This is a genomic window from Mesorhizobium sp. CA14, from assembly GCF_020165195.1.
Classification (GTDB): Bacteria; Pseudomonadota; Alphaproteobacteria; order Rhizobiales; family Rhizobiaceae; genus Mesorhizobium.
In genome coordinates this window covers 66,920-90,724 of the sequence record NZ_JAIUHR010000021.1, presented here as the reverse complement: position 1 = coordinate 90,724, position 23,805 = coordinate 66,920, and the positions used below count along the sequence as shown (strand labels likewise).

Below are 23,805 nucleotides of genomic sequence, written 5' to 3'. Positions count from 1 at the left end.
GCCCGCTCCTCACGGGCTCGGCCGAAACAGCATTTTGCTTCGTTATTCCGCCGGCATTCCAGACGCCGGATCACTGCGGCCTTCCTGGCGGCCCCGCATCTTTTCTTTCTTCTTGCGGAAGCGCGCTTTCATGGCCTCGTCGGCTTCCTTGCTGCCGTCGTGCCAGGTGCCGAACAGCTTATCGAGGGGCACCAGCCCGTCGCCGCCGTAGTTCACCTCGAAATACTTGTGGTGCAGGTAGTGCACGTAGGAATGGCTATCGAGATTGACCTTGTCTGTGATTTCGAAGATCTCGAAACCGAGATGACCGTTCACTGCGCCGAAACCCGCGCCGTGCAGCGTGAAGTAGGCGCAGACCGGGTTGGATGGGATCAACAGGTGCAGCCAGGCCTCAGCGTGATAGAGGAGGCCTTCGACCGGATGCATCGATAACGACGACCACGGGCTCGGGTTGATCGAATTGTGATGGACCGAATGCACCCATTTGTAGAGCGGCGGCCAATGGATCGCCCTGTGCAGGAAAAAGAAATAGATCTCGTGCACCGCTGGCGCGATAAGCACCAGGAACGACAGGTATAGCCAGTTCGTCGTCCATGGCAGCCAGACCGCCCAGCTGTTTGCATAGACCCACAGCATCACGATCTCGACCACCGTCCACAGCGGTATCGTGACGAAAAACGAGCGGGCGAAATTGTCGATGTTCTGGCTTTGGAACCAGAACACATCGGACGGAGCGTCCGAAGGAAATTTCGGATTGTACTTGAAGCGGTTCTGCTGCTTGCGCTGGATGTAGTAGCGTAGCTCAAAGAAGCCGTAGAACAGAAAAATCCCTGCAGCGTTGAGGCCGTACAGCCAAAGGTAGTTGAGCAACGAGAAGCTCGCCAGACTCTGCCAGCTCGGGATGAGCAGATTTACCCAAATGAGCGCCGTGGCGAGATGGAACGTGTTCCACGGCCAGAAAAACTCCGGGATCCAGGCCACCACTTTTTTTGCATTGAAGGGGCGGTGCCAGATTGGCGCCGGCTCGGCGCGGCGGTGCGGCGCCCAGTTGCCGCGCTTGTCGCGTGTACCATACTGAAGGTCATCCATCGCGGCATTGCCTCCTGGCCGGATCGGTCTGATATTCGGGAGTTCGGACCTAGCCCTAGCCGAGCCCTAGCTTGGCGCAATTCATATCGGAGGGTTGATATTCGGAGAAGGCACAAATAAGATCAAAGTTGCATTTGTATCATTTAGTATCAATCATTATGATACGATAGGAACGGACGTTCATGAAGCGGCCGACAATCCAGGATCTGGCCACTGCGGCAGGCGTATCGGTGGCGACCGTGAACAGAATTTTGGGCGGCACCGTTTCGGTGCGGCCGAAGACGATCCAACGCGTGCAGAGCGCAGCGGAGGAAATCGGATTTTACGGCATCCGGGCGATCGACGATCGGGCCCGCAAGATATCGCCGCATTACCGATTGGGTTTTCTGCTCCAGCAGTCGACTCGTGACCTCTACCAATTGTTCGGCAAGAAGATCGTTGCCGCTTGTCGCGAGCGTCGGGACGAGGTCATCGATCCTGTCGTCGACTTCGTGGATGTTTTGACGCCGGAAACCATTTCGAACCGTCTTATCGCGCTCGGCGAGGAATGCGACGCTGTCGCGGTCGTCGCGGCCGATCACCCAATCGTTGGTCAGGCCATTCGCGCCCTGAAGGAGGTGGGAAAGCCGGTCGTTTCATACATCACGGATCAGTCCGCGCCCGAAAGGGCGGCTTATGTGGGTACTGACAATTGGAAGCTGGGGCGGACCGCGGCCTTCCTAATGGCGCAAACCACCCAAGGCCCGGGCCGCATTGCGGTTTTCATCGGCAACCACCGGTACCAATGCCAGGATGTCTCGGACGCCAGCTTCCGCTCCTATCTGCGCGAGCACGCGCCTCGGCTAACGGTCGAGGAAAGCCGCCCCACGCATGAGGAACCAAGCGAAGCCTACCGCATGGTGGCCGAGTTGCTGAAGACGACTGAAGACCTTGTGGGGATTCTGATTGTCGGTGGCGGCATCACAGGTGTGCTACGCGCGCTAAAAGAGGTCACACCGGAAAGGCGCTCAGCTATCAAGGTGGTATGCCGCGACATCGGACCCGAGACACGCAGAGGTCTTTCGGAAGGATTGATCACTGCAGCTCTCTGTCATCCTCTCGAAGCCACATCGGCCCTTCTCGTGCAGACAATGATCGACGTCATCAGCCCACAGGCACAGCTGGCCACGCTGCAACGGTCGATACCATTCGAAATAGTTACGCCGGAGAACATCTGAGGCGCGTCGCAGATGCTGACCGCATTGTACGTCCGAATGTCCGCCTTCAGGCAAATAGGGGCGGCCGACATGAGGCGCAGTGGTGCCGGGTAGCCCGGGACCGGCAATGCTTCCTCGGCTTTGCGCGTGCACAACCAAATCTCCGACGACCTTTCGCCAACGCCAGCTGGGCACATATTCGTAGGGAGGCCATAAGGGGCGTGACTCCGCGTCCCTGTCTCAACGGCCGTTAGGTTTCGCCCCTGGAGTGTCAAATCCTAAGCCCTTAAAAGGCTCCGCAACCTAACCGAAACCGCATTGAGCCGCGATCGAAGTGACGGGGTTGAGTCATTTTTTGCTACCGTCTTGCTGACCGACACTGCTTTTTCCAATGCGCCAGCCTCAATCATCCGATCCTTCATGTGCTGGACTTGGTGGGCAATTTTCATGTCACATTTCTCTCAGGCGAATGCCAATTACCCGGCACCAGTGAGTAAGTTACCGAAAAACGCCTGCTAGATCACCGCCTCCTCGAGGAACGGTTCGTTGCGCGGAATTCGCTCATAGCAGAATGGCGACAGGTCGAGCGTCTGGAAAGCGCCGTGAACGATCAGCTCCGACACCGCCCGGCCAACCGCCGGCGACTGCTGCAGACCGTGACCGGAGAAGCCATTGGCGAACATGAAGTTTCTCACCTCGGGATGGAAGCCGACAATGCCGTTGTGGTCGAGCATGTTGTATTCGTAGTGACCGGTCCAGCTCGTCTGCACCTTTAGCGCGTCGAAGGCCGGAATGCGGTGCCACAGCGCCGGCCAGATATAGTCGTCGAACTCCTCGAAATGCATTTCGAAGTCGTCGTAGTCGGCAGGCCCATCGCCCTGCGGCGTGTTGCCGGTGAGGAAAAGCTCGCCCTCCGGCCGCACGAAGGTTCCGGAAAGGTCGATGACGTTGGGCATTCTGCCCGGGATCGGATTGGCGCTGGCGAAAACGAAACTGTAGCGCTTGTAGGGCGCGACCGGGATGGAAAGGCCGGCCATGGCGGCGACCTGCTGTGCGCGTGGACCTGCCGCGTTGACCAGCGTTCCGCAAGCAATCCTTTCGCCGGTCGCAAGTCGCGCGGCAACGACCCGACCGTCAAGGACGTCCAGCGCCGTCACGGCATTGTCGAGATATTCGACGCCGCTCGCGCGCGCCGCGCGGCGGAAGCCGTTGAGCATGCCCATCGAATCGAACCAGCCCTCTTCGCGCGAACCCCACGAACCGCCGCCGAGGTCATCAACATTCAGCCACGGAAAACGTTCTTTCAACGCGCCCGGATCGAGGAAGACTGTGTGAGCGCCCAGGCTGCGCTGCAGCTCGACCCGCTCCTTGGCCGAGTCCACCCCCTCGGGGGAGCAGCAATAGAGATATCCGTGTTCCTTGAATCCGAGATCGGGGGCCGTCTCATTCGGGTAGAATGGTGCCATCCTCTCCTGGAAGGTGCGGATGATCTCGATGCCGAACTGGCTGATCTTCACATTGATCGGATTGGAATATTGCTGGCGGATCGCGCTGGTGGAAAGCGCCGTCGAGGAGAACTGGTAGCTCGAATCGCGTTCAACGACGAGGATCGAAGCGCCGTTGCCGAGTGCTTGGCTCAGCCAATAGGCGGTCGAGGAACCGACGACCGCTCCCCCGACGATGACGATATCATATGCGTTGCGCGAAGGGGCTTTATAGGGTGGGACCGCCACGACTGTTCTCCGCTCTACCGGTTGAACGAGGCGATCAGGGCGTCCGACCCCCGCGCCAGCAAACCGAGGTCCGATCCGACGGCCACCATGGTGAAGCCATCGGCGAGATAACGGTCCGCGTCGGCTTTTGCGGGAGCCAGGATACCGCTCGCCTTGCCTGCCGAAGCCGCGGCCTTGTGCACGGATGAAATCGCCTGCTGCACATGCGCAGCACCTGGATTGCCCATCGCGCCCATGTTCGTTGAAAGGTCGCCTGGCCCCACGAAGAGAACATCGACGCCCTCGACCGCTGCGATCTCTGCCGCATTGGCGACGCCAGTTTCGTCCTCGATCTGCACGGCTAGCAGCTGCTGCTCGCGTGCCTTGGCGTGATAGCCGGCGATGCGACCGAACGCGTTGGCGCGGTGACCGACCGAGAAGCCACGGAAGCCGGCAGGCGCGTAGGTCATCGCGGCGACGATTGTACGCGCCTGCTCCGCCGTGCGCACATTCGGGAGCATCAGGCTGCGGGCGCCGACATCAAGCGCCTGTTTCATCAGATTGGGATCGTCGGAGGGCAGGCGCACCACTGCCTCGCAAGGAAACGCTGCCGCGACCTGCAGCTGCGCCATAATGCTGCGCAGATCGTTCGGGCTATGCTCTCCGTCGATCAGCAGCCAGCCCGCTCCGGAGCCCGCCACCACCTCGGTGGTGAGCGCCGAAGCCAGCGAACACCAGACGCCGATATGAGCCCGGCCGGCCTGAACGGCCGCCTTTAGCGAATTGATCCGCTCCTGCATTTTGCGATCGGTCCCCGTCTAAAGAAGGTGCATTGAAATTTGTATGATGTCCTATATCATATCTCAAATCTGAACTGCAAGGCGCTCTGACGCGGAACGGGAGTTGCGTATGAAAATCGGCTTCATCGGGCTTGGCGTCATGGGCGCGCCGATGGCGCGGCATCTCGCCGATGCGGAGCACGAGATCGTCACGGTCCTGAACCGCTCCCCTCTTCCAAGGAACTTAAAGGCAACAGTCGTCGCCTCCCCCGCCGAGGTGGCGCGGATGTCCGAGATCGTCATCACCATGCTGCCGGATACGCCCGACGTGGAGCGCGTCCTGCTCGGACGGAACGGGGTGCTCGAAGGAATTTCGGTCGGCAAGCTGGTGATCGACATGAGCTCGATCAGCCCGATCGTCACCGCCGAATTCGCGGCAAGGATCAGGGAAGCCGGCGCAGGCTATCTCGATGCGCCCGTCTCCGGCGGCGAGGTCGGCGCCAAGGCGGCCACACTTACCATCATGGTCGGGGGGCCGGCCGCCGAGTTCGAGCGCGCGCTGCCGATCTTTGAGAAGCTCGGCAAGAACATCACCTTGATCGGCGAGAAGAACGGCGCCGGCCAGATCTGCAAGATCGCCAACCAGATTATCGTCGCACTCAACGTCGAAGCCGTCGCCGAGGCGCTGGTCTTTGCCAGCAAGGCCGGCTGCGACCCGGCGAAAGTTCGCGCCGCACTGATGGGCGGCTTTGCTTCTTCCCGCGTGCTCGAAGTGCATGGCGAGCGCATGATTTCCCGCACCTTCGCGCCAGGCTTTCGCGTCCGGCTTCATCAGAAGGATCTCAACCTCGCGCTAGAAAGCGCCCGCGCGCTTGGCGTCGCCTTGCCGGGCACGGCAACGACGCAGCAGCTGATGAACGCCTGTTCGGCACAGGCTGGCGGCGCGGAGGCGGATCATTCGTCCCTTGTGCGGGCCCTCGAAACCCTTAGCGGTCACGAACTGTCAAACGGAAAGGAATAACCGATGCGCGGAACCGGCAAGGCCGATGTCTTCGTCATGCTGGCCCATCCTGTGGGTCATGCGAAGAGCCCTGGTATCTTCAACGATATCTTCGAGCAGAAGGGGCTCGACAGCCTGATGGTGCCGCTGAGCTGCCGCCCGGAGGATTTCGATACTTTCTGGGCCGGCATTACTGCGGCGGAAAATATCCGCGGCGTGATCATTTCGGTGCCCTACAAGGTTCCGGTCTACCACAAATGCGCTGCCGCCCATGATCGCGCCGCGCGCGTGCAGAGCGCGAATTCGGTGCGCCGCCAGCCGGACGGCAGCTGGTATGCCGACAATTTCGACGGAGTCGGCTTCATCGATGGGCTGAAGGCGGGCGGACACCGGATCGCCGGCAAGCGCATCCTCCAGGTCGGCGCCGGCGGCGCTGGCGCCTCGCTGACTTACTGCCTTGCCGAGGAAGGCGCGGCGGAAATCCGTTTGACCGACATCGACAAGGAGCGCGCGCAAAAGCTTGCCGCGCTGGTCAACACGACCTTTCCCAACTGCCGCATCGAGGTCGGCCAACCCGACCCGTCAGGCATGGATATTGCGATCAACGCCACGCCGTCCGGCCTCAAAGCCGGCGATCCGCTGCCGATGGATGTGAGCAAGCTGACGTCGGATATGACGGTCGTCGACATCATCATGGAGCCGGCCGAGACGGCGCTTCTCAAGGCGGCCAAGGCTGTCGGCTGCCGCATCCAGCCCGGGCGCCCGATGATGGATTTCCAGGTCGAGGCCATGGCCGAATTCTTCGACATCGAGCGGAAGGACCGCCGCCATGGCTAACGTATCGAGCGCCGTCGTCATCGGCGGCACGTCCGGGATCGGCCGCGCGATCGCCGAGCGCTTCGCAGAAGACGGCTATCAGGTTGTCGTGTCTGGCCGCGACGCTGTTCGGGGCAAGAAAGCCGCCGATGCCTGCGAGAGTGGCGGCGCGCCGCGCGCCCTCTTCGTCCAGACCGACGTCGCCGATCCCGTCTCCGTCGAGGCTCTGGCGACGGAAGTCGTGAGCGCGTTCGGCACTCCGCACATCCTGGTCAACTGCGCCGGCATCCTGCAGAGCGGCAAGCACGTCCTCGACCAGGATCTCGACGAAGACGAGAAGATGTGGCGCATCAACTATCGCGGCACGCTACTCGGCTGCCAAGTGTTCGGCCGACTGATGTCGGCGGCCGGGCGCGGCGCGATCCTCAATGTCGGCTCGCTCGCCTCCTTCGCGCCGCTGTCGCTGCCGGCCTACACGCCCGGAAAGCACGCGGTGCTGGCGCTGACACAGGTGCTTGCGGCGGAACTCGGCCCCCATGGCGTTCGCGTCAACGCCGTGGCGCCGGGCTACACGCTGTCGGACGGGCTGAAGGCCAAGATCGCCAAGGGCGAGCGCAACCCGCAAGCCATCCAGGCCACGACCGCGCTGCGCCGCTTCATCGAGCCGCGCGACGTTGCCGAGGCGGCCCTGTTCCTCTGCTCTGACCGCGCCGCCTCGATCACCGGCGTCACGCTGCCCGTCGATGCCGGCTGGCTCGTCCAGGCGCCTTACGCGCAATACCTGCAGGGCAACCCCATCCGGCAGACACCGGCGATCTGACGAGGAAAACCCAGTGAGCGACATCCAGCGCTTCGACTTCGACACCCGCATTCATCACGGTGTCATCCACAACGGCACGCTTTACCTCACCGGCCAGGTGGCGAGACCAGGCCAGTCCGCGGCCGACCAGATGCGTGAAGTACTCGGCAAGATCGACGCGCTGCTCGCCAGGGCGGGCACCGACAAGACCCGCATCCTCCACGTCCAGATGTGGCTGGACGACGTGCGCGATTTCGACGAGGTCAATACGGTGTGGGACACCTGGATGCCGAAGGAGCATGCGCCGGCGCGCTCCTCTGGCGAAGGACGGATGGCCAAGCCCGGCATGCTGGTCGAACTGATCGTCACCGCGGCGGTTTGAATGGTCTTGCCGGTTCGGGCATCATCCCGATTCTGAATTTGAACGGAAGGACCTCAATGACGAAGCGCAAGCCGCTTTCCACCCTGGTGGCGGAGAGCCTGGCCGAAAAGATCCGCTCCGGTCAGTTGCAGCCCGGCGCACAGCTGCCGACCGAGGCGGAGCTTTGCGCCGAATACGATGTCAGCCGCACGGTCGTGCGCGAGGCGGTGGCGAGGCTGCGCTCAGAAGGCATGGTTGTGCCGCAGCAGGGGCGCGGCATGTTCGTCAGCGAAACGCCGACCCCGCGCAATTTTTCGATTCCCGACGAGGCGCTGCGCACCCTGCCGGAGACCATCGCGCTGCTCGAATTGCGGCTGAGCGTTGAAGTGGAGTCCGCCGGGCTCTGCGCGGAACGGCGGACCGACAAGGAGGCACGCGATATCCGCGTCATGATGGACGACATCGACGCCCGGCATGCGGACCCCGCCGCCGTTCAGATTCACTACGACTACGACTTCCATCTCGCGATCGCCAAGGCGGCGCGCAATGAATTCATTCATGGTTTCCTCGCCTATCTCGGACCGATGATCGTGCCGCGTTTCCAACTCGGCTATGTAGTCGAGCCGGCACTCAAGGACAGTTACTACGCGCGCATCCACAGCGAGCACAAAGCCATTGTCGATGCCATCGAAAGGCAGGACGGAAGCAAAGCCCGCCAGGCGATGCGCAAGCATCTGCAGAACAGCCTGGGACGCGTGCGCGCGCTGGCGAAAGCCTCGGGCATCCAGGCAACCGAAGCGGAGCAGAAAGCCGCTGCGGCCTCGCTTTTCACCGACCTGCGAAAGCCCGTGCCGACGGCCGGGTAGTTTGGCCGGTTTCGATGTCGTTCGCCTCCGTCGTTGCGCGCCCCGCCAGCCGTTTGCGAAAGCCATGTTTTTTCTCAGTTTGCGGCCGACAACCCACTCTCGCGCGCTGATGACGTTGTTTTCCTTGAACTGGCTGCGTTTGCGGTCGCACAGGCACGTTGGAATATTCCGGCCGGCAGCAAGGCTTTCGAAAGTTTATCTTTCCTTTTTGCTGGTTTTCTTGGTTTCGCGGCGTCGGCCCACGCCGCACACTCAAGGTCAGGCAATGGGGAAGCCGCAAATGGGGAGGCCCACGTGGCGACAGCCTTCATCACCGGAGCGACGAGCGGCATAGGACGAGCCATGGCGATCGCGTTGAGCGACGCCGGTTACGACGTCTATGCGATCGGTCGCAGCCAAGCAGCGCTGAAGGAGCTGCAGGCCGAGCGCCCGGGCATCGTCCCCATCGCCGTCGACGTCACCGACCGCGAGGCTCTGGAATCGGTGCTGGCGGATCTCACCATCGACGTCTTGATCAACAATGCCGGCATCATGCCGCCGCTCGGCAATTTCGCCGACATGAAGATCGCCGACATCGACGCTACTCTTGAGGTCAATCTCAGCGCGGCGATCCTGCTCACCCGGCTCGTCGTGCCGCAGATGCGCGAGCGGCAGTCGGGCCACATATTGTTCACCGGCTCAGTCGCGGGCCACGCCGCGTTCTCCAACATTGCCGTCTATGCGGCAACCAAGGCGGCGATCTCCGGTTTTGCCGCCGCGTTGCGCGCCGATCTTTCCCCGTCCGGCATCCGCGTCACGGAGATCGTCGCAGGCCGCGTCGAGACGCAGCTCTACCAGGACATCCTCGACGCCAAGGCACGCGCCGCCATGTACGCCAGCAAAGTGGTGCAGCCCGATGACGTGGCCAGGATGGTCGTTGCGGTGCTCGCGCTCCCGGCATGGGCCGACGTTACCCGTTTCGACATCATGCCGACCTGGCCAACTTCACCGAGCGGCACCAAGTAAGGAAAACAGGATGAAAGACCTTTCCGTTCTGATCGTTGGCGGCGGTGCCGGCCTCGGCGCGCTCCTGGCCAAAATGGCTGTCGAGGCCGGGGCGGCCAAGATCGGCATCATCGACATCAACCAGGCAGCGGCGGAGAGCGCGCTAGCCCCGGCCAAGGCCAAGGGCCTGCCGGCCGCCGCCGCAACCTGCGACATCCAGGTCGGCCCGCAATGCCATGCCGCTTTCAATGCCATCGTGGCCAAGCTCGGCCGCGTCGACACGCTGATCAACTGCGCCGCCATCTATCCGCGCCGGCCGCTGCTTGAGATCACCGATGCCGAGTGGGACGCCTCCAACGGCATCAACATCAAGGGCACCTACCATATGATGGTGGTGGCGGTCCGCCACATGCAGTCACAGGAACCGAAAGCCCAAGTGCGTGGCCGCATCGTCAACCTGACGTCCGTCGACGCCTTCAAGGCGCATCCGCAGAACGCCCATTACGCGGCGACAAAGGCAGCGGTCGTCAGCCTGACGCGGTCCTTCGCCCATTACGTCGCCAAGGACGGCATCCTGGTGAACTCCGTCGCGCCGGCCGGCATGGCGACCGAGAAGGCGAAGGCGCTCGGCTTCCTAGAGGAGCTGGCCAAGGCAAGCCCGCTCGGCCGCGGCGCCGAGCCGACCGAAATCGCCGAATGGGTGCTCATGACCGGCGGCCCCAAGAACACTTACATGACCGGCGAAAATGTCATCGTTTCAGGTGGTTACATCTACGCCTGACCAACTTCGCCAGCCGGGCACGGCTGATATCCAGCAGTGCATGACCGATGGAGTCTCGAACGAAAGGAGGCGGAATTCACCATGACCGGCAAGCTTCGCCTTCCCTCGCTCAACGCTCTGCGCGTCTTCCACGCGGTCGTGCAGCACAAGAGCTTTCGGCAGGCCGCCGACGAGCTGCTAGTGACGCCGCAGGCGGTCGGACAGCAGATCAAGCTCCTGGAAGACACGCTGCAGGTCACTTTGTTCGAGCGTAAGGGCCGCTCGATCGAATTGACCGAGTCGGCGATCCTGCTCTCGCACTACGTCAAGGCGGGCTTCGACGAATTCTCCGAGGGCGTGCGCCGCGTCACCAAGTCGAACTATCGCGATCGCATCAACCTCAATGCCAGCCCCTATTTCGCCACGCACTATCTGCTGCCCAGGCTTTCGCTCTTCCGCGAGATCCTGCCGGGCGCCGACCTTCGCCTGACCACGATGGTCGACCTGCCCGACTTCGGGCGCGACGACATCGATATGACGGTGCAGTGGGGCTACGGCAACTGGCCCGACTACGAGACCACCCTGCTTGTGCCGGACCCCAAGATCATCTGCTGCACGCCGGCGATCGGCGAGAAGATCAAGTCGGCGCATGATCTGACGAAATTCACGCTGCTCGACACCGTCAAGTCGAAGCGCCTGTGGCCGGACATATTGCGACACCTCGGCGTAGAGCTGACGGATGGCGACCGCAGCGTCAGCTTCGACGACGCGGCAACCATGCGCCGGGCGACCCTGCAAGGCATCGGCGTCGGTTTGGTTTCGGTCATCGACGCCGAGGAGGATTTCCGCTCCGGCGCGCTGGTCGCGCCGATCGGCCGCGATGCCATCGCCGACATGAAGCCGGAGGAAGTCCCCGGTTTCTACCTCGTCGTCCCGCGCGGGCATCTGCGCGTGAAGGCGGTGGCCGCGCTGCATCGCTGGCTGGCACAGCAGGATTGGCGCAGCGACCTCAAGCTCTCCTTGCCGAAACCGACTCCGCTTTCCGAATAGGGAGCGGCTTCTAGACCGGGCTCCGAAGCAATCTTGTGGGGCTCCAACAACAAGAAACGGAACAACCTCAACAGTGGAGACAACAAACATGAAAATGACCAAATGGGGGGCCGCTGCCATAGCCCTGGGCCTCGTTCATCTGGCGGCACCGGCGCAAGCCGCCGGCGGCAAGACGCTGGAGACCGTGAAGGCCCGCGGCGTGCTCAACTGCACCGGCCACGATGGCTCCTATCTCGGCTTCGCCGAGGTGGACGACAAGGGCAATTGGAAGGGCATGGACATCGACCTTTGCAAGGCGATGGCCACGGCCGTGTTCGGCGATCCGGCGAAGCTGAAGGTCGTGCCGATCAGTTGGGCGCAGCGCTGGCCTTCGCTCCAGTCGGGCGACGTCGACATCATCATCAAGGCGTCCGGCGGCACGCTCAGCCGCGACACCGAGCTCGGCCTGCAATTCTCGATGTCCTATTACCTCGGCACGACCAAGGTAATGGCGCATAAGGAGCTCAATCTGAAGTCGCTCAAGGACGCCAATGGCGGCACGATCTGCATCCCCGCCGGGACCTCGCAGGAGCAGCAGGTCGCAGCCTACGCCCAGAAGCTCGGCATCAAGCTCGAGCCGGTGCTGATCGAGAAGACCGAAGAACTCGAACAGGCCTATTTCTCCGGCCGCTGCGATCTCTATGCGCAATGGGGCCCGACGCTGGCCATCGCCCGCATCGCCAAGAGCAAGGTCGAGGACCATGTGATCCTGCCCGACGTGCTCGCCGTCGAACCCGAAGTGATGATCATGCGCCAGGGCGACGACAACTGGGTCGACATCGCCAATTGGACGCTGAGCACCCTGATCTTCGCCGAGCAGGAAGGCATCACCTCCAAGAACGTCGACGAGCTCAAGACCAAGCCGACCTCGCCGCAAGTGGCGAAATTCCTTGGCGTCACCCCTGGTATGGGCAAGGGTCTCGGCCTGTCCGACGACTGGGCCTACAACGTGATCAAGAAGGTCGGCAACTATGGCGAGATCTTCGATCGCGATCTCGGCAAGAACTCGCCCTACAAGATGGATCGCGAGCTGACCAACCTCTGGAACAATGGCGGCGTCCTGTTCCCGCTGGTGATCGATTGATCCCCTTGGTGATCGACTGATCCGTTCCTATCGCATCGCTTCGAGCCTCGCCCGGCTTCCTGCCGGGCGGAGCCGGCGCCAATTTGGGAAGATGCCGATGATCAGCCTGCTGAGAAATCAGAGGGTCCGCAACACGCTGTTGCAGGTTCTTTACGTCGGCTCGCTTAGCGGTTTGGTCCTCGCCTGCGTGATGATCGCCAGGCGGAACCTTGCTGAGCAAGGCATCACGTCCGGCTTCGACTTCCTGTTCAAGTCGACGGGCTGGGACGTGAACTTCTCGCTGCTGCCTGCCACGGCCAATGACCCCTATTGGTGGTACTTCCTCATCGGCATCGTCAACACGCTGTTTCTCGGTACCGTCGGGCTGATGCTGGCGACGATCGTCGGAACGATAGTCGGCCTGGCGCGCACCTCCTCGAACGAGTTGGCGCGGTTGCTCGGCCGCACCTATGTCGACATCTTCCGCAACATCCCACTGATCCTTCAGGTCTTCTTCTGGTACGCGGTGATCACCCATCTGCCGACGCCGCGTGCAGCACATGAGGCCTTCGGCATGCTGCTGACCAGCCGCGGCCTCTACCTGCCGATCCCCAATGTCGGGCGCGCGGCATTGGTGGCAGCCGTCGTGGCCATAATCGCGGCCGTCGCGCTTCCTGCCTGGCTCGGACGAACATCGCGCCTCAGCCAACCGATCGGCGAGCGGCTTGGCATTCAGCTCACCGCGGCGGCGACCGCACTGGCCACTGCAGCCGTCATCCTCGCGTTTGGCCGCCTGCCCGACCTGCCGCTGCTCGACTTCCCCGCCTTACAAGGGCTCAATCTCAAGGGAGGCCTGCGCATTCCGCCGGAGTTTTCCGCTTTAGCCATCGCCATCGCCATCTATGGCGGTTCCTACATCGCCGAGATCGTGCGCGGCGGCTTCAAGGCTGTCGGCAAGGGCCAGATGGAGGCCGCGCTCTCGCTCGGCCTCAGCCCCTGGCGGGTCTTCACGCTGGTGCGGCTGCCGCTGGCGCTGCGCGCCATGCTGCCGATCCTCGCCAACCAGTATGTCTGGCTGATGAAGGCGACGACCATGGGTATTGCGGTCGGCTTCACCGACTTCTTCATGATCGTGGCGCTGACGATTAACCACTCGGGCCAGACGCTGGAAGCGATCGGCATCCTGATGACCGGATTCCTCGGCATCAATCTCAGCCTCGCCGCCGTCTTCAATCGCGTCAACAAGGCCATTGCCCTGAAGGGCAATCAACTGAGGGGATGACAGAGATGGAGATGGTCATTGTCGCTCCCCCTACCCCGGGCAGGCTCGAAGACCTGAGGCGTCGCTTCTTCGCGACGCCGCTTCAGACACTGCTCTCGCTGATATCCCTGGCAATCATGGTTTTCGTCGTGTGGAAGCTGCTCAACTGGGCGATCTTCTCGGCCGTGTTCACGACAAGCGGCGGGCCCGAGGCCTGCCAGGCGGCGGCGGGAGCGTGCTGGTCGGTCATCGCGGCCAGGTGGCGCATCATCCTCTTCGGCCTCTATCCTTTCGAGGAGCAATGGCGTTCGGCGTTGGCCTGTATAGCCGTGGTGGTGATGACGGTGCTGAGCTGCATTCCAGCCTTCTGGACAGGCCGCCGCATCGCGCTCGTCTGGGGGACCGGGGCAGGCCTCTACTACGTGCTGATGAAGGGCGGCGTGCTTGGCCTGCCCCATGTCGGCGAGGAAGCCTGGGGCGGGCTGGCGCTCACCCTCTTCATCTTCGTCACCACCTGCCTTATCGGCTTCCCGCTGGCGATCTGCCTGGCGCTGCTGCGCCGCTCGGACCTGCCCTGGATATCGCGCACCACCGGTCTCATCATCGATGGCGTCCGCTCGCTGCCGCTGATCTCGATCCTGTTCACCTTCGCCGTCGTCCTGCCCTTCGCGCTGCCGCAATGGATGGTAGGCGACAAACTCTACCGGGTGATCTTCGGCTCCGCCCTGTTCTTCTCCGCCTATCAGGCGGAGATCGTCAGAGGCGGCATGCAAGGCGTGCCGAAGGGGCAGGAAGAAGCCGCCATGGCGCTCGGCATGAGCTATTGGCAACGCATCGGCCGCATCCTGCTGCCGCAGGCCATGCGCAACGCGCTACCAGCCACTATCAACCAGTTCGTCATCTCGTTCAAGGAAACTTCGCTGGTGGTGATCGTCGGCTTCTTCGAGATCCTGGCTTCGGGCAACGCCGCTTACGGCACCGGCGAATGGCGCTTCGCCTATGTCGAGGTCTATGCCTTCATCGCCATGATCTATTTCGTCTTCGTCTTCAGCCTGTCCCGCTATGGCGCCTTCCTCGAGCGGCGCATGTCGGTCGGCGAACGATAGGAAGCCCAAGTGAATTCGACCCAGTCACCCGGCGCTGCCGTGCATATCGAAGACCTCGACAAATACTATGGCTCGTTCCACGCGCTGCGAAAGATAAACCTGTGCGTGCAGCGGGGCGAAAAGGTCGTCGTCTGCGGCCCCTCCGGCTCCGGCAAATCCACCATGATCCGCTGCATCAACCGGCTCGAGCAGCACGATGGCGGACGTATCACCGTGCTCGGCACCGAGCTCAACGACGATGTCGGCAACATCGACGGGATCAGGCGCGAAGTCGGCATGGTGTTCCAACACTTCAACCTGTTTCCGCACATGAGCGTGCTGGAGAACTGCATGATCGCGCCGATGATGGTGCGCAAGCGGCCGCGCGCGGAAGCAGAGGCGACGGCCCGGGGCTATCTTGAGAAGGTCCGCATCCCCGAACAAGCGATGAAGTTTCCCGGCCAGCTCTCCGGCGGCCAGCAGCAACGTGTCGCGATCGCGCGCGCCCTTTGCATGCAGCCGCAACTCATGCTGTTCGACGAGCCGACCTCGGCGCTCGATCCTGAAATGATCGCCGAGGTGCTGGACGTCATGGTCACGCTTGCCTCTGAAGGCATGACGATGATCTGCGTCACCCACGAGATGGGCTTCGCGCGCCGCGTTGCCGACCGGGTGGTTTTCATGGACGGCGGCGAGATCGTCGAAGAAGCGCCGCCGGCGGAATTCTTCACCTCCTGCCGAAGCGAGCGCACGCGGCAATTCCTGTCGCAGGTCCTGGGTCATTGAGCCGGGTGCCGCTGCTGTCTATACGCGGCGTGCCGCACGTTGCAGGTATCCCAATGAACGACCCCGTCACCACTCTGAGTGAGATTCTCGGACCGAAAGGCTGGCTTTCGGGCACTGACGCCGAGCCCTACCTGCGCGACTGGCTCAACCGATATGGTGTCACCCCGCTGGGCGTCGCCAGGCCGGCGAACACCACTGAAGTAGCGACGGTTGTCAAGGCATGCAGGGAGGCGGGCTTGGCGGTGATCCCGCAAGGCGGCAATACAGGCCTGTGCGGCGGCGCCGTCGCCGATCGGCCGAACGCTGTGATCGTCTCGCTTTCGCGCATGACGGCGATCGGCGAACCGGATCCGGAGAGCGGGTCGATCCTCGTCGACGCGGGCGTCGTGCTCGCCGCGCTGCACGAGGCGCTTGAGCCGCATGGCCTGATGTTCCCGATGCATCTTGGCGCCGAAGGAAGCGCCAGGATCGGCGGCCTGATCGGCACCAACGCCGGCGGCAGCCAGGCGTTTCGCTACGGCATGATGCAGGACCTTGTGCTTGGCCTCGAGGTTGTGACGCCGGACGGTGCGGTGTGGGACGGTCTGCGCGCGGTGCAGAAGGACAATGCCGGCTATCAATTGCGCAAGCTTTACTGCGGCGCCGAAGGCACGCTCGGCGTCGTGACGCGCGCAGTGCTGCGGCTCTATCCCACGCCAAAGCAGCGGGCGAGCGCGCTGCTGGTCGTGTCCGACTTCGCCGCGGCCGTTTCGTTCGGCGCCTTCCTGCGCGACGAGGCCGGAGAATTCCTCGCCGGCCTCGAATTCTTTTCGGATGTCGGCCTGGCGCTGGCGCTCAAGCACCTGCCCGATCTCGCCTATCAGTTGGAGACACGCGGCGACGTCTATCTGCTCGTCGAAGTGGCCTCGGGTTCGCCGCGGGTGCCGCTCGACGAGATCCTGAATTCGGCGCTGGAATGGGGCATGGAGCAAGGCCTTGTCGTGGATGGCGCGCTGGCCAATTCGGGCGCGCAGCGGGAGCAGTTCTGGCGCCTGCGCGAAGAACAGCCAGAAGGCCAGCGGTTGGAGGGCGAGCAGCTCAAGCACGACATCTCCGTGCCGCCGGGCGCGATCGCCCGCTTCATCGAGGCGGGCGCGAAATTATGCAGCGACATTCTTCCGGGCGTGCGGATGAATCCGTTCGGGCATCTCGGCGACGGCAACATCCACTACAATCTATCGCCGCCGGAGGGCCGCGCCGATTTCGACGGCAAGGCCACAGCGTTCGCCGAGGCACTGGCTGCTTTAGTCACCGGCATGGGCGGCAGCTTTGCCGCTGAGCATGGTCTGGGTCGCGCCAAGATCGCCATGGCCGAACGGAACAGAAGTCAGGCGGAGCGGGCTCTCATGGCGCGACTAAAGGATGCGTTCGATCCACTCGGCACGATGAATCCCGGCGTGCTGGTGCGCGCGGGATAATAAAGAAAAACTTTCGAATGGACCGCATTTCTTGATTTCGCTCCGATCCGCCAGAGTGCAGGTATGAATCCCGAAAGGCAGGCTCGGTTCGCTTGCCGCAAGTTCCAAGAGGATGTCGAAGCATGGTCCGCAATGGCGGTCGCCTTCTTGTCGAGTGCCTCATCGGCCTGGGCGCGACCAAGAGCTTCGGCGTTCCTGGCGAAAGCTATCTGGCCGTTCTCGACGCACTGCACGATACCAAGGGCAAACTGGACTATGTGCTGTGCCGCAATGAAGGCGGCGCAGCTTTCATGGCCGCCGCCTACGGCAAGCTGACGGGGACGCCAGGCATCTGCTTCGTAACACGTGGCCCGGGCGTGACCAATGCCAGCATAGGCGTGCATACAGCGATGCAGGACAGCTCGCCGATGATCCTGTTCGTCGGTCAGGTCGGCACCGACATGAAGGGCCGCGAAGCCTTCCAGGAAATCGACTACCGGGCAGTCTACGGGACGGTCGCAAAATGGGCGGTCGAGATCGACGACGTCGCGCGACTTCCCGAGATTATCGCGCGCGCCTGGACCACCGCCTTGACGGGTCGGCCCGGCCCCGTCGTGGTCGCGTTGCCGGAAGACATGTTGACCACCGCGACCGAAGCCGCCCCGCTCAACGGCCCTGCCTCGATCTCCGAAGCCGCTCCCTCGCAAGAGGCAATCGTGTCGGCACTTGAGATGCTGGCTTCGGCGGAGAGGCCGGTGCTGCTCATGGGCGGTGCCAACTGGACCGCGGATGGACGCGCCGCGCTCCGCGCTTTCGCCGAGGCATCCGACATCCCCGTCGTCGCCGCTTTCCGTTATCAGGACCAGTTCGACAACCATTCGCCGGTCTTTGTCGGCGAGGCCGGCGTCGGCATGGTTGCGCACGTCAAGACGCTGATCCGCGATGCGGATGTGATCCTGGCCGTCAATGTGCGGTTCGGCGAGATGACGACCGACGGGTACACGCTGCTCGAGGTTCCGGTACCACGTCAAAGACTGATCCATGTGCACGGCTCCGACCGGGAGATCGGCAAGATTTATGTGCCGACGATCGGCATCCATGCCGGCCCGAACGCCTTCGCCAAGGCGCTCACCCCGGTCAACGGCAGTTGGGTCGATTGGCGCGCTGCGGCGCGCAAGGCCTATGAAGGCACCTTCATCGCGCCTGTGCAGCCAGGCCCGGTCGATATGGTGGCAGTCAGCGCCTGGCTGCGTGAGCGTCTTCCAGCCGATGTCATCCTCACCAACGGCGCGGGAAACTTCACTGTCTGGCCGAACAAATTCTTCAAATTCGGACCGCAAGCCCGGCTGCTCGCCCCGCAATCCGGTGCCATGGGTTATGGCCTGCCGGCAGCGATCGCGGCAAAGGTCGCGTTTCCGAAGCGCACAGTTGTGTGCTTTGCCGGCGACGGCGACTTCCAGATGAATTGCCAGGAGCTCGGCACCGCCATGCAGGCCGGCGCACAGCCGATCGTGCTCATCATCAACAATGGCATCTACGGCACGATCCGCGCGCATCAGGAGCGCAACTACCCTGCCCGCGTCTCCGGTACCTCGCTCGAGAACCCGGATTTCGTGGCGCTGGCAAAGGCCTATGGTTTCCACGCCGAGCGCGTCGAAGCGACACAGGATTTCGTTGCGGCATTCGAGCGGGCGCTCAGCTCCGCGACCGGCGCAGTTCTCGATATCGTTATCTCGCCCGAAGCGCTCACGCCCCGGCAGACCCTTTCCCAGATGCGCGACGCAGCACTCGCTTCGCAGAAGGCCAAGGCATGACCTCCAGATCAGACGGCATCCGTCTCGGCGCGGACATTGGCGGCACCTTCACCGATATCGCGCTCGATGTCAGCGGAACGATGTTTTCCGCCAAGGTGCTGACCAATTATTCGGCGCCCGAGCAGGCGATCCTCGACGGTATTGAGGTGGTGATCCGCGATGCCGGAATTTCGGCAGCCGAGATCGGCATCATCATCCATGGCACGACGCTCGCCACCAACGCGCTGATCGAGCGGCGCGGCGCCAGGACCGCACTGGTCACGACGGAAGGTTTTCGCGATGTCATCGAGATGCGGACGGAAAACCGCTTCGAGCAGTACGATCTCAACCTGCAACTGCCGACGCCGCTGATCCCGCGCGAGGATCGCTTCACGGTCAAGGGCCGCATTGGCGCCGAGGGCCAGGAACTGCAGGTTCTCGACGAGGCCGCGCTCGAAGCGATTGCCGATCGGATCGCTGCTGAAAATTTCGGGTCGGTGGCGATCGGCTTCATCCACGCTTACGCCAACCCCGACCACGAGCGCCGCGCTCGCGAGATCCTCGCTCGCAAGCTCACCATCCCAATTTCGATCAGCGCCGAGGTCTCGCCGCAGATGCGCGAGTTCGAGCGCTTCAACACGGTCTGCGCCAACGCCTATGTGCGGCCGCAAATGGCCGACTATCTGGCCCGCCTGCAGACGCGCCTGAAGGATATGGGCGCCGACTGCCCGGTCTTCATGATCCATTCCGGCGGCGGCCTGATTTCGGTGGAGACCGCTTCGGAATTTCCTGTCCGGCTGGTTGAGTCCGGCCCGGCCGGCGGCGCCATTTTCGCAGCAGACATCGCCCGGCGCTTCGGCCTGGAAAAGGTGGTCTCCTACGACATGGGCGGCACCACCGCAAAAATCTGCCTGATCGAGGACTACGCGCCGCGCACGGCGCGGACGTTCGAGGTGGCCCGCACCTATCGCTTCTCGAAGGGCTCGGGCATGCCGATCTCCATTCCGGTGATCGAGATGATCGAGATCGGCGCCGGGGGCGGCTCCATCGCCTGGGTCGACGCCATAGGGCGCATCCAGACCGGGCCGGAAAGCGCCGGCTCGGAACCTGGTCCGGCCTGCTACGGCCGCGGCGGCAAGCGCCCGGCGATCACCGACGCCGACCTGGTGCTCGGCAAGCTCGATCCCGACAATTTCGCCGGTGGCGCGATCAAGCTGGACACCTCCGCGTCCGAGCAGGCAATTCTGCGCGATGTCGGCGAGCGCCTGTCGCTCGATGCGATGTCGACGGCCTTCGGCGTCTGCGAGGTGGTGGACGAGAACATGGCGAATGCCGCCCGCGTCCACGCCGTCGAGAACGGCAAGAACATTTCCGACAATCTGATGATCGCCTTTGGCGGCGCAGCGCCTCTGCATGCGGCAAGGCTTTGCGAAAAGCTCGGCATCGATCAGTGCATCGTGCCGCGCGGCGCCGGCGTTGGATCGGCGATCGGCTTCCTCAAGGCGCCGTTCGGCTACGAGGCGCTGGCCTCGAAACTGACGCGCCTGTCGCGCTTCAAGTCAATGGAAGTGAATGCCCTGCTCGCCGATCTCAAAGCCTCAGCCGAGGGGTTTGTGCGCACCGGCGCCAGTGGCAGGATCGTCTGCGAAATCACCGCCTTCATGCGCTATGCCGGTCAGGGCTGGGAAATTCCTGTGCCGCTGGCGGATGAGCCGTTCGACGAAAATGCCGTCGCCAAACTCAAGGAACTGTTCGAGGAGAACTACCAGCGTTTCTTCGGCCGAGCCATCGAAGGGCTCGACGGGCTGGAGATCGAGATCGTCACCTGGTCGGTCAAGGCAACTGATGTTCGTCCCGCCGTCGTCAGGCACGAACTCACCGCCGGCAAGAAATCGAGCGAACCCACAACGACGCGCGAAGTCTTCGATCCGGTCAGCGGCGCGCCGCGCAGCTACGGCATTGTCGAGCGCGACACACTTTGCGCGGGCGATCGCATCGCGGGACCTGCCGTCATCGTCGAGCGCGAGACGTCCACCGTCGTCACCACCAGCTTCGACGCCGTTATTCAGAGCGACGGCGCGATCCTTTTGATCCGCAAAGGCAGCCAAGCATGAGTGATATTGGCGAAATCCGCATGCAGGTCATGTGGAACCGGTTGATCTCGGTGGTCGAGGAGCAGGCGCTGACCCTGCTGCGCACCGCCTTTTCGACCTCCGTGCGCGAATCCGGCGACCTGTCGGCCGGCGTGTTCGACCCGCGTGGCCAGATGCTGGCGCAGGCGGTGACCGGCACGCCCGGTCACGTCAACACCATGGCCGAGGCCGTGCTGCATTTCATGAACGAGATCCCGCGCGAGAACATGTTCGAGGGCGACACCTATGTCACCAACGACCCCTGGCTGGGCACAGGCCACCTGCACGACATCACCATGGTGTCGCCGTCCTTCCTCAATGGCGAGCTCGTCGCCTTCTTCGCCTGCACGGCGCACGTCGTCGATGTCGGCGGGCGCGGATTCGGAGCCGACGGCAAGTCGGTCTATGAGGAAGGCATCCAGATCCCGATCATGAAGTTCGCGGAAAAGGGCAAGGTCAATCTCGATCTCGTCCGCATCTTGCGCGCCAATGTCCGCGAACCCAACCAGGTCGTCGGCGATTTCTATTCGCTTGCAGCCTGCAACGAGGTCGGCCACCGCCGCCTCGTCGACATGATGAAGGAGATCGGCCTCACCTCCCTCGACGGGCTCGGCGACTTCATCTTCTCGCGCACCCGCGACGCCATGTTCGAACGCATCGAGGCGCTGCCCAAGGGAAGCTGGTCGAACGAGCTGGTGACCGACGGTTATGACGAGCCGATCAAGCTTGCGGCCACCGTCTCGGTCCGCGACGACCATGTCGAGGTCGATTTCACCGGCACCGACCCGATGAGCCGCTGGGGCATCAACTGCCCGATCATCTACAGCAAGGCTTACGCCTGCTATGCGCTGAAATGCATGGTGGCGCCCGACATCCCGAACAACGCCGCCTCGCTTGCCTTCTTCACCGTATCTTCGCCGGTCAACATCCTGAACGCCGTGCGACCGGCGCCGGTGGCGCTCAGGCACATTTTTGGCCACATGGTGCCCGATCTCGTGCTGGGCGCCTTCGCCAAGGCGCTGCCTGGCAAGATCCTCGCTGAAGGCGCCGGGGCCCTCTGGAACATCCACATTTCGGCACGCCCGGTTGCAGGCGGATCCGGCCGCCGCGCCGAGGTGCTGATGTTCAACTCCGGCGGCATGGGCGCGCGCCCCGAACTCGACGGCTTGTCGGCGACAGCCTTCCCGTCCGGCGTGCACACCATGCCGATCGAGGCCACCGAGCATACCGGCCCGATCGTCATCTGGCGCAAGGAGCTGCGGCCCAACTCCGGCGGCGACGGCGAATTCCGCGGCGGGCTGGGACAGATTATCGAGATCGCCGCCATCGAGGGCCACGAATTCGACTTCTCGGCCATGTTCGACCGCGTCAATCATCCGGCCCACGGCCGCAACGGCGGCAAGCCGGGCGTTGCCGGCGTGGTCAAGCTCGACGACGGCACCAGGATGCGGCCCAAGGGTTGGCAGCATGTGCCGGCCGGACGCCGGCTGATCCTCGAACTGCCGGGCGGCGGCGGCTATGGCGATCCGGTCAAACGCAATGCGGCCGCACGAGCCAATGACCGGTCCAAGGGTTACATCACGGAGAACGACTGATGAGCTATATTGTCTCGCGCCTCTCGGTGGTGAAGCCTTCGGCCTCGATGGCGGCATCGCAGGCCGCCAAGGCGCTACGCGCCAAGGGCGTGGACGTGATCGACCTCGGCCTGGGCGAGCCCGATTTCCCGACGCCCCTCCACATCATCGATGCCGCGCATTTCGCCGCCAAGGCCGGCCAGACTCTCTATACCGCCGCTGCCGGGACAGTCGAAGTGCGCGAAGCCATAGCGGGAAAATTCCGTCGCGAGAACGGACTCGACTACGCGGCCGATGACATCGTGGTGGCCAACGGCGCCAAGCAGATCATCTTCAACGCGCTGATGGCGACCCTGGAAACTGGCGACGAAGCAATCCTACCGGCGCCATACTTCGTCTCCTATCCCGAAATGGTGAAGCTGCTCGGCGGCACACCTGTCGTCGTCGAGTGCCCGGAGACCAGCGGCTTCCGGATCACTCCGGCGCTGCTGGAAAAGGCGATCACGCCGAGGACGAAGTGGCTCTTCCTCAACATGCCGGGCAATCCGTCCGGCGCGGTCTATTCGGAATCAGACCTCAAGGCGCTGGGGGCTGTGCTGGCAAAGCACCCGCAGGTGCTCATCCTTTCCGACGAGATCTACGAGCACATCCTGTTCGATGGACGCGAGTTCGTTTCCTTCGGCAAGGCCTGCCCGGAGCTCAAGGACCGCACGCTGATCGTCAACGGCGTCTCGAAATCCTACGCGATGACCGGGTGGCGCGTCGGTTACGCGGCGGGACCCGCGCCGCTCGTCAAGGCGATGTCGACGATCCAGAGCCAGTCCTGCACCTCGGTGTGCTCGATCGCGCAGGCCGCGACCGTAGCCGCGCTCAACGGTCCGCAGGATGAGGTAGCCCGCTTCCGGCAGGCGTTCCAGTCCCGCCGCAATCTGGTTGTGGGCGGCATCCGCAAGATCGACGGGCTGACACTGCCGGCGCCGGAAGGCGCCTTCTACGCCTATATCGGCTGTGCCAGCCTGATCGGCCGCAAGACGCCCAAGGGCGTCGTGTTGGAAGACGACGCAGCCGTATCGAACTACCTTCTGAGCGAAGGTCGGGTGGCGTCGGTGCCTGGCGTTGCCTATGGACTGTCACCCTATTTCCGCATCTCGACCGCGACCAGCGAAGAGACGCTGACCGAGGCGATCGCGCGGATCAATGCCGCCGTCGCGCAAGTGGAGTAAA

At 63.2% G+C, this 23,805-nt stretch carries 21 protein-coding genes; 18 read left to right on the top strand and 3 right to left on the bottom strand.

Annotated features, from left to right (window positions below; all coding sequences use genetic code 11):
- Positions 1-42 precede the first annotated feature (42 nt).
- Positions 43-1,089, bottom strand: coding sequence for a sterol desaturase family protein (locus LB565_RS20665; RefSeq protein WP_224587201.1), 1,047 nt, complete (start codon positions 1,087-1,089; stop codon positions 43-45).
- Positions 1,090-1,271: 182 nt separating this feature from the next.
- Between LB565_RS20665 and LB565_RS20660 the strand changes: the two genes are divergently transcribed.
- Positions 1,272-2,306 (top strand): LacI family DNA-binding transcriptional regulator, encoded by a 1,035-nt coding sequence (locus LB565_RS20660; RefSeq protein ID WP_224587199.1) that lies wholly within the window; start codon positions 1,272-1,274, stop codon positions 2,304-2,306.
- A 494-nt stretch (positions 2,307-2,800) separates the two neighbouring features.
- Here the strand turns inward: LB565_RS20660 and LB565_RS20655 are convergent, their stop codons facing one another.
- The gene (locus LB565_RS20655) at positions 2,801-4,018 is read right to left on the bottom strand and encodes an NAD(P)/FAD-dependent oxidoreductase (protein ID WP_224587197.1); all 1,218 of its coding nucleotides are present in this window, start codon (positions 4,016-4,018) and stop codon (positions 2,801-2,803) included.
- Between the two features lie 14 nt (positions 4,019-4,032).
- Positions 4,033-4,797: an HpcH/HpaI aldolase family protein gene (locus LB565_RS20650; protein ID WP_224587195.1), complete on the bottom strand. Its 765-nt coding sequence runs from the start codon at positions 4,795-4,797 to the stop codon at positions 4,033-4,035.
- A gap of 109 nt (positions 4,798-4,906) precedes the next feature.
- Between LB565_RS20650 and LB565_RS20645 the strand changes: the two genes are divergently transcribed.
- The 17 genes from LB565_RS20645 to LB565_RS20565 all read left to right on the top strand — a co-directional run bounded on the left by LB565_RS20645 (position 4,907) and on the right by LB565_RS20565 (position 23,804).
- Positions 4,907-5,797, top strand: coding sequence for a 2-hydroxy-3-oxopropionate reductase (locus LB565_RS20645; RefSeq protein ID WP_318012180.1), 891 nt, complete (start codon positions 4,907-4,909; stop codon positions 5,795-5,797).
- A gap of 3 nt (positions 5,798-5,800) precedes the next feature.
- Positions 5,801-6,613, top strand: coding sequence for a shikimate dehydrogenase family protein (locus LB565_RS20640; protein ID WP_224587191.1), 813 nt, complete (start codon positions 5,801-5,803; stop codon positions 6,611-6,613).
- Positions 6,606-7,412 (top strand): SDR family NAD(P)-dependent oxidoreductase, encoded by an 807-nt coding sequence (locus tag LB565_RS20635; RefSeq protein WP_224587189.1) that lies wholly within the window; start codon positions 6,606-6,608, stop codon positions 7,410-7,412. The genes LB565_RS20640 and LB565_RS20635 overlap by 8 nt, the downstream gene beginning before the upstream one ends.
- Before the next feature lie 13 nt (positions 7,413-7,425).
- Positions 7,426-7,773 (top strand): RidA family protein, encoded by a 348-nt coding sequence (locus LB565_RS20630; protein WP_224587188.1) that lies wholly within the window; start codon positions 7,426-7,428, stop codon positions 7,771-7,773.
- A 56-nt stretch (positions 7,774-7,829) separates the two neighbouring features.
- On the top strand, positions 7,830-8,618 hold the full coding sequence (locus LB565_RS20625; protein WP_224587185.1) for a FadR/GntR family transcriptional regulator: 789 nt from the start codon (positions 7,830-7,832) through the stop codon (positions 8,616-8,618).
- A 294-nt stretch (positions 8,619-8,912) separates the two neighbouring features.
- The gene (locus LB565_RS20620; RefSeq protein ID WP_224587184.1) at positions 8,913-9,623 is read left to right on the top strand and encodes an SDR family oxidoreductase; all 711 of its coding nucleotides are present in this window, start codon (positions 8,913-8,915) and stop codon (positions 9,621-9,623) included.
- Positions 9,624-9,633: 10 nt separating this feature from the next.
- Positions 9,634-10,383: an SDR family NAD(P)-dependent oxidoreductase gene (locus LB565_RS20615; protein ID WP_224587181.1), complete on the top strand. Its 750-nt coding sequence runs from the start codon at positions 9,634-9,636 to the stop codon at positions 10,381-10,383.
- A gap of 81 nt (positions 10,384-10,464) precedes the next feature.
- Complete coding sequence (locus LB565_RS20610; protein WP_224587180.1) at positions 10,465-11,412, top strand: LysR substrate-binding domain-containing protein; 948 nt, start codon at positions 10,465-10,467, stop codon at positions 11,410-11,412.
- Positions 11,413-11,500: 88 nt separating this feature from the next.
- Positions 11,501-12,535 (top strand): amino acid ABC transporter substrate-binding protein, encoded by a 1,035-nt coding sequence (locus tag LB565_RS20605; RefSeq protein WP_224587177.1) that lies wholly within the window; start codon positions 11,501-11,503, stop codon positions 12,533-12,535.
- Positions 12,536-12,632: 97 nt separating this feature from the next.
- Complete coding sequence (locus LB565_RS20600) at positions 12,633-13,796, top strand: ABC transporter permease subunit (RefSeq protein ID WP_224587175.1); 1,164 nt, start codon at positions 12,633-12,635, stop codon at positions 13,794-13,796.
- A gap of 5 nt (positions 13,797-13,801) precedes the next feature.
- On the top strand, positions 13,802-14,881 hold the full coding sequence (locus tag LB565_RS20595) for an amino acid ABC transporter permease (RefSeq protein ID WP_224587173.1): 1,080 nt from the start codon (positions 13,802-13,804) through the stop codon (positions 14,879-14,881).
- Positions 14,882-14,890: 9 nt separating this feature from the next.
- Positions 14,891-15,646: an amino acid ABC transporter ATP-binding protein gene (locus LB565_RS20590; RefSeq protein WP_318012179.1), complete on the top strand. Its 756-nt coding sequence runs from the start codon at positions 14,891-14,893 to the stop codon at positions 15,644-15,646.
- A gap of 53 nt (positions 15,647-15,699) precedes the next feature.
- A complete protein-coding gene (locus tag LB565_RS20585; RefSeq protein WP_224587171.1) occupies positions 15,700-17,103 on the top strand; it encodes an FAD-binding oxidoreductase in 1,404 nt (467 codons plus the stop codon).
- 122 nt (positions 17,104-17,225) lie between these two features.
- Positions 17,226-18,896: a thiamine pyrophosphate-binding protein gene (locus tag LB565_RS20580; protein ID WP_224587169.1), complete on the top strand. Its 1,671-nt coding sequence runs from the start codon at positions 17,226-17,228 to the stop codon at positions 18,894-18,896.
- Positions 18,893-20,989, top strand: coding sequence for a hydantoinase/oxoprolinase family protein (locus tag LB565_RS20575; RefSeq protein ID WP_224587167.1), 2,097 nt, complete (start codon positions 18,893-18,895; stop codon positions 20,987-20,989). Before LB565_RS20580 ends, LB565_RS20575 begins: the two co-directional genes overlap by 4 nt.
- A complete protein-coding gene (locus LB565_RS20570; RefSeq protein WP_224587165.1) occupies positions 20,986-22,602 on the top strand; it encodes a hydantoinase B/oxoprolinase family protein in 1,617 nt (538 codons plus the stop codon). The genes LB565_RS20575 and LB565_RS20570 overlap by 4 nt, the downstream gene beginning before the upstream one ends.
- Entirely contained in the window at positions 22,602-23,804 is a 1,203-nt protein-coding gene (locus tag LB565_RS20565; protein WP_224587163.1) for a pyridoxal phosphate-dependent aminotransferase, read from the top strand. The genes LB565_RS20570 and LB565_RS20565 overlap by 1 nt, the downstream gene beginning before the upstream one ends.
- The last annotated feature ends 1 nt before the right edge of the window (position 23,805 follow it).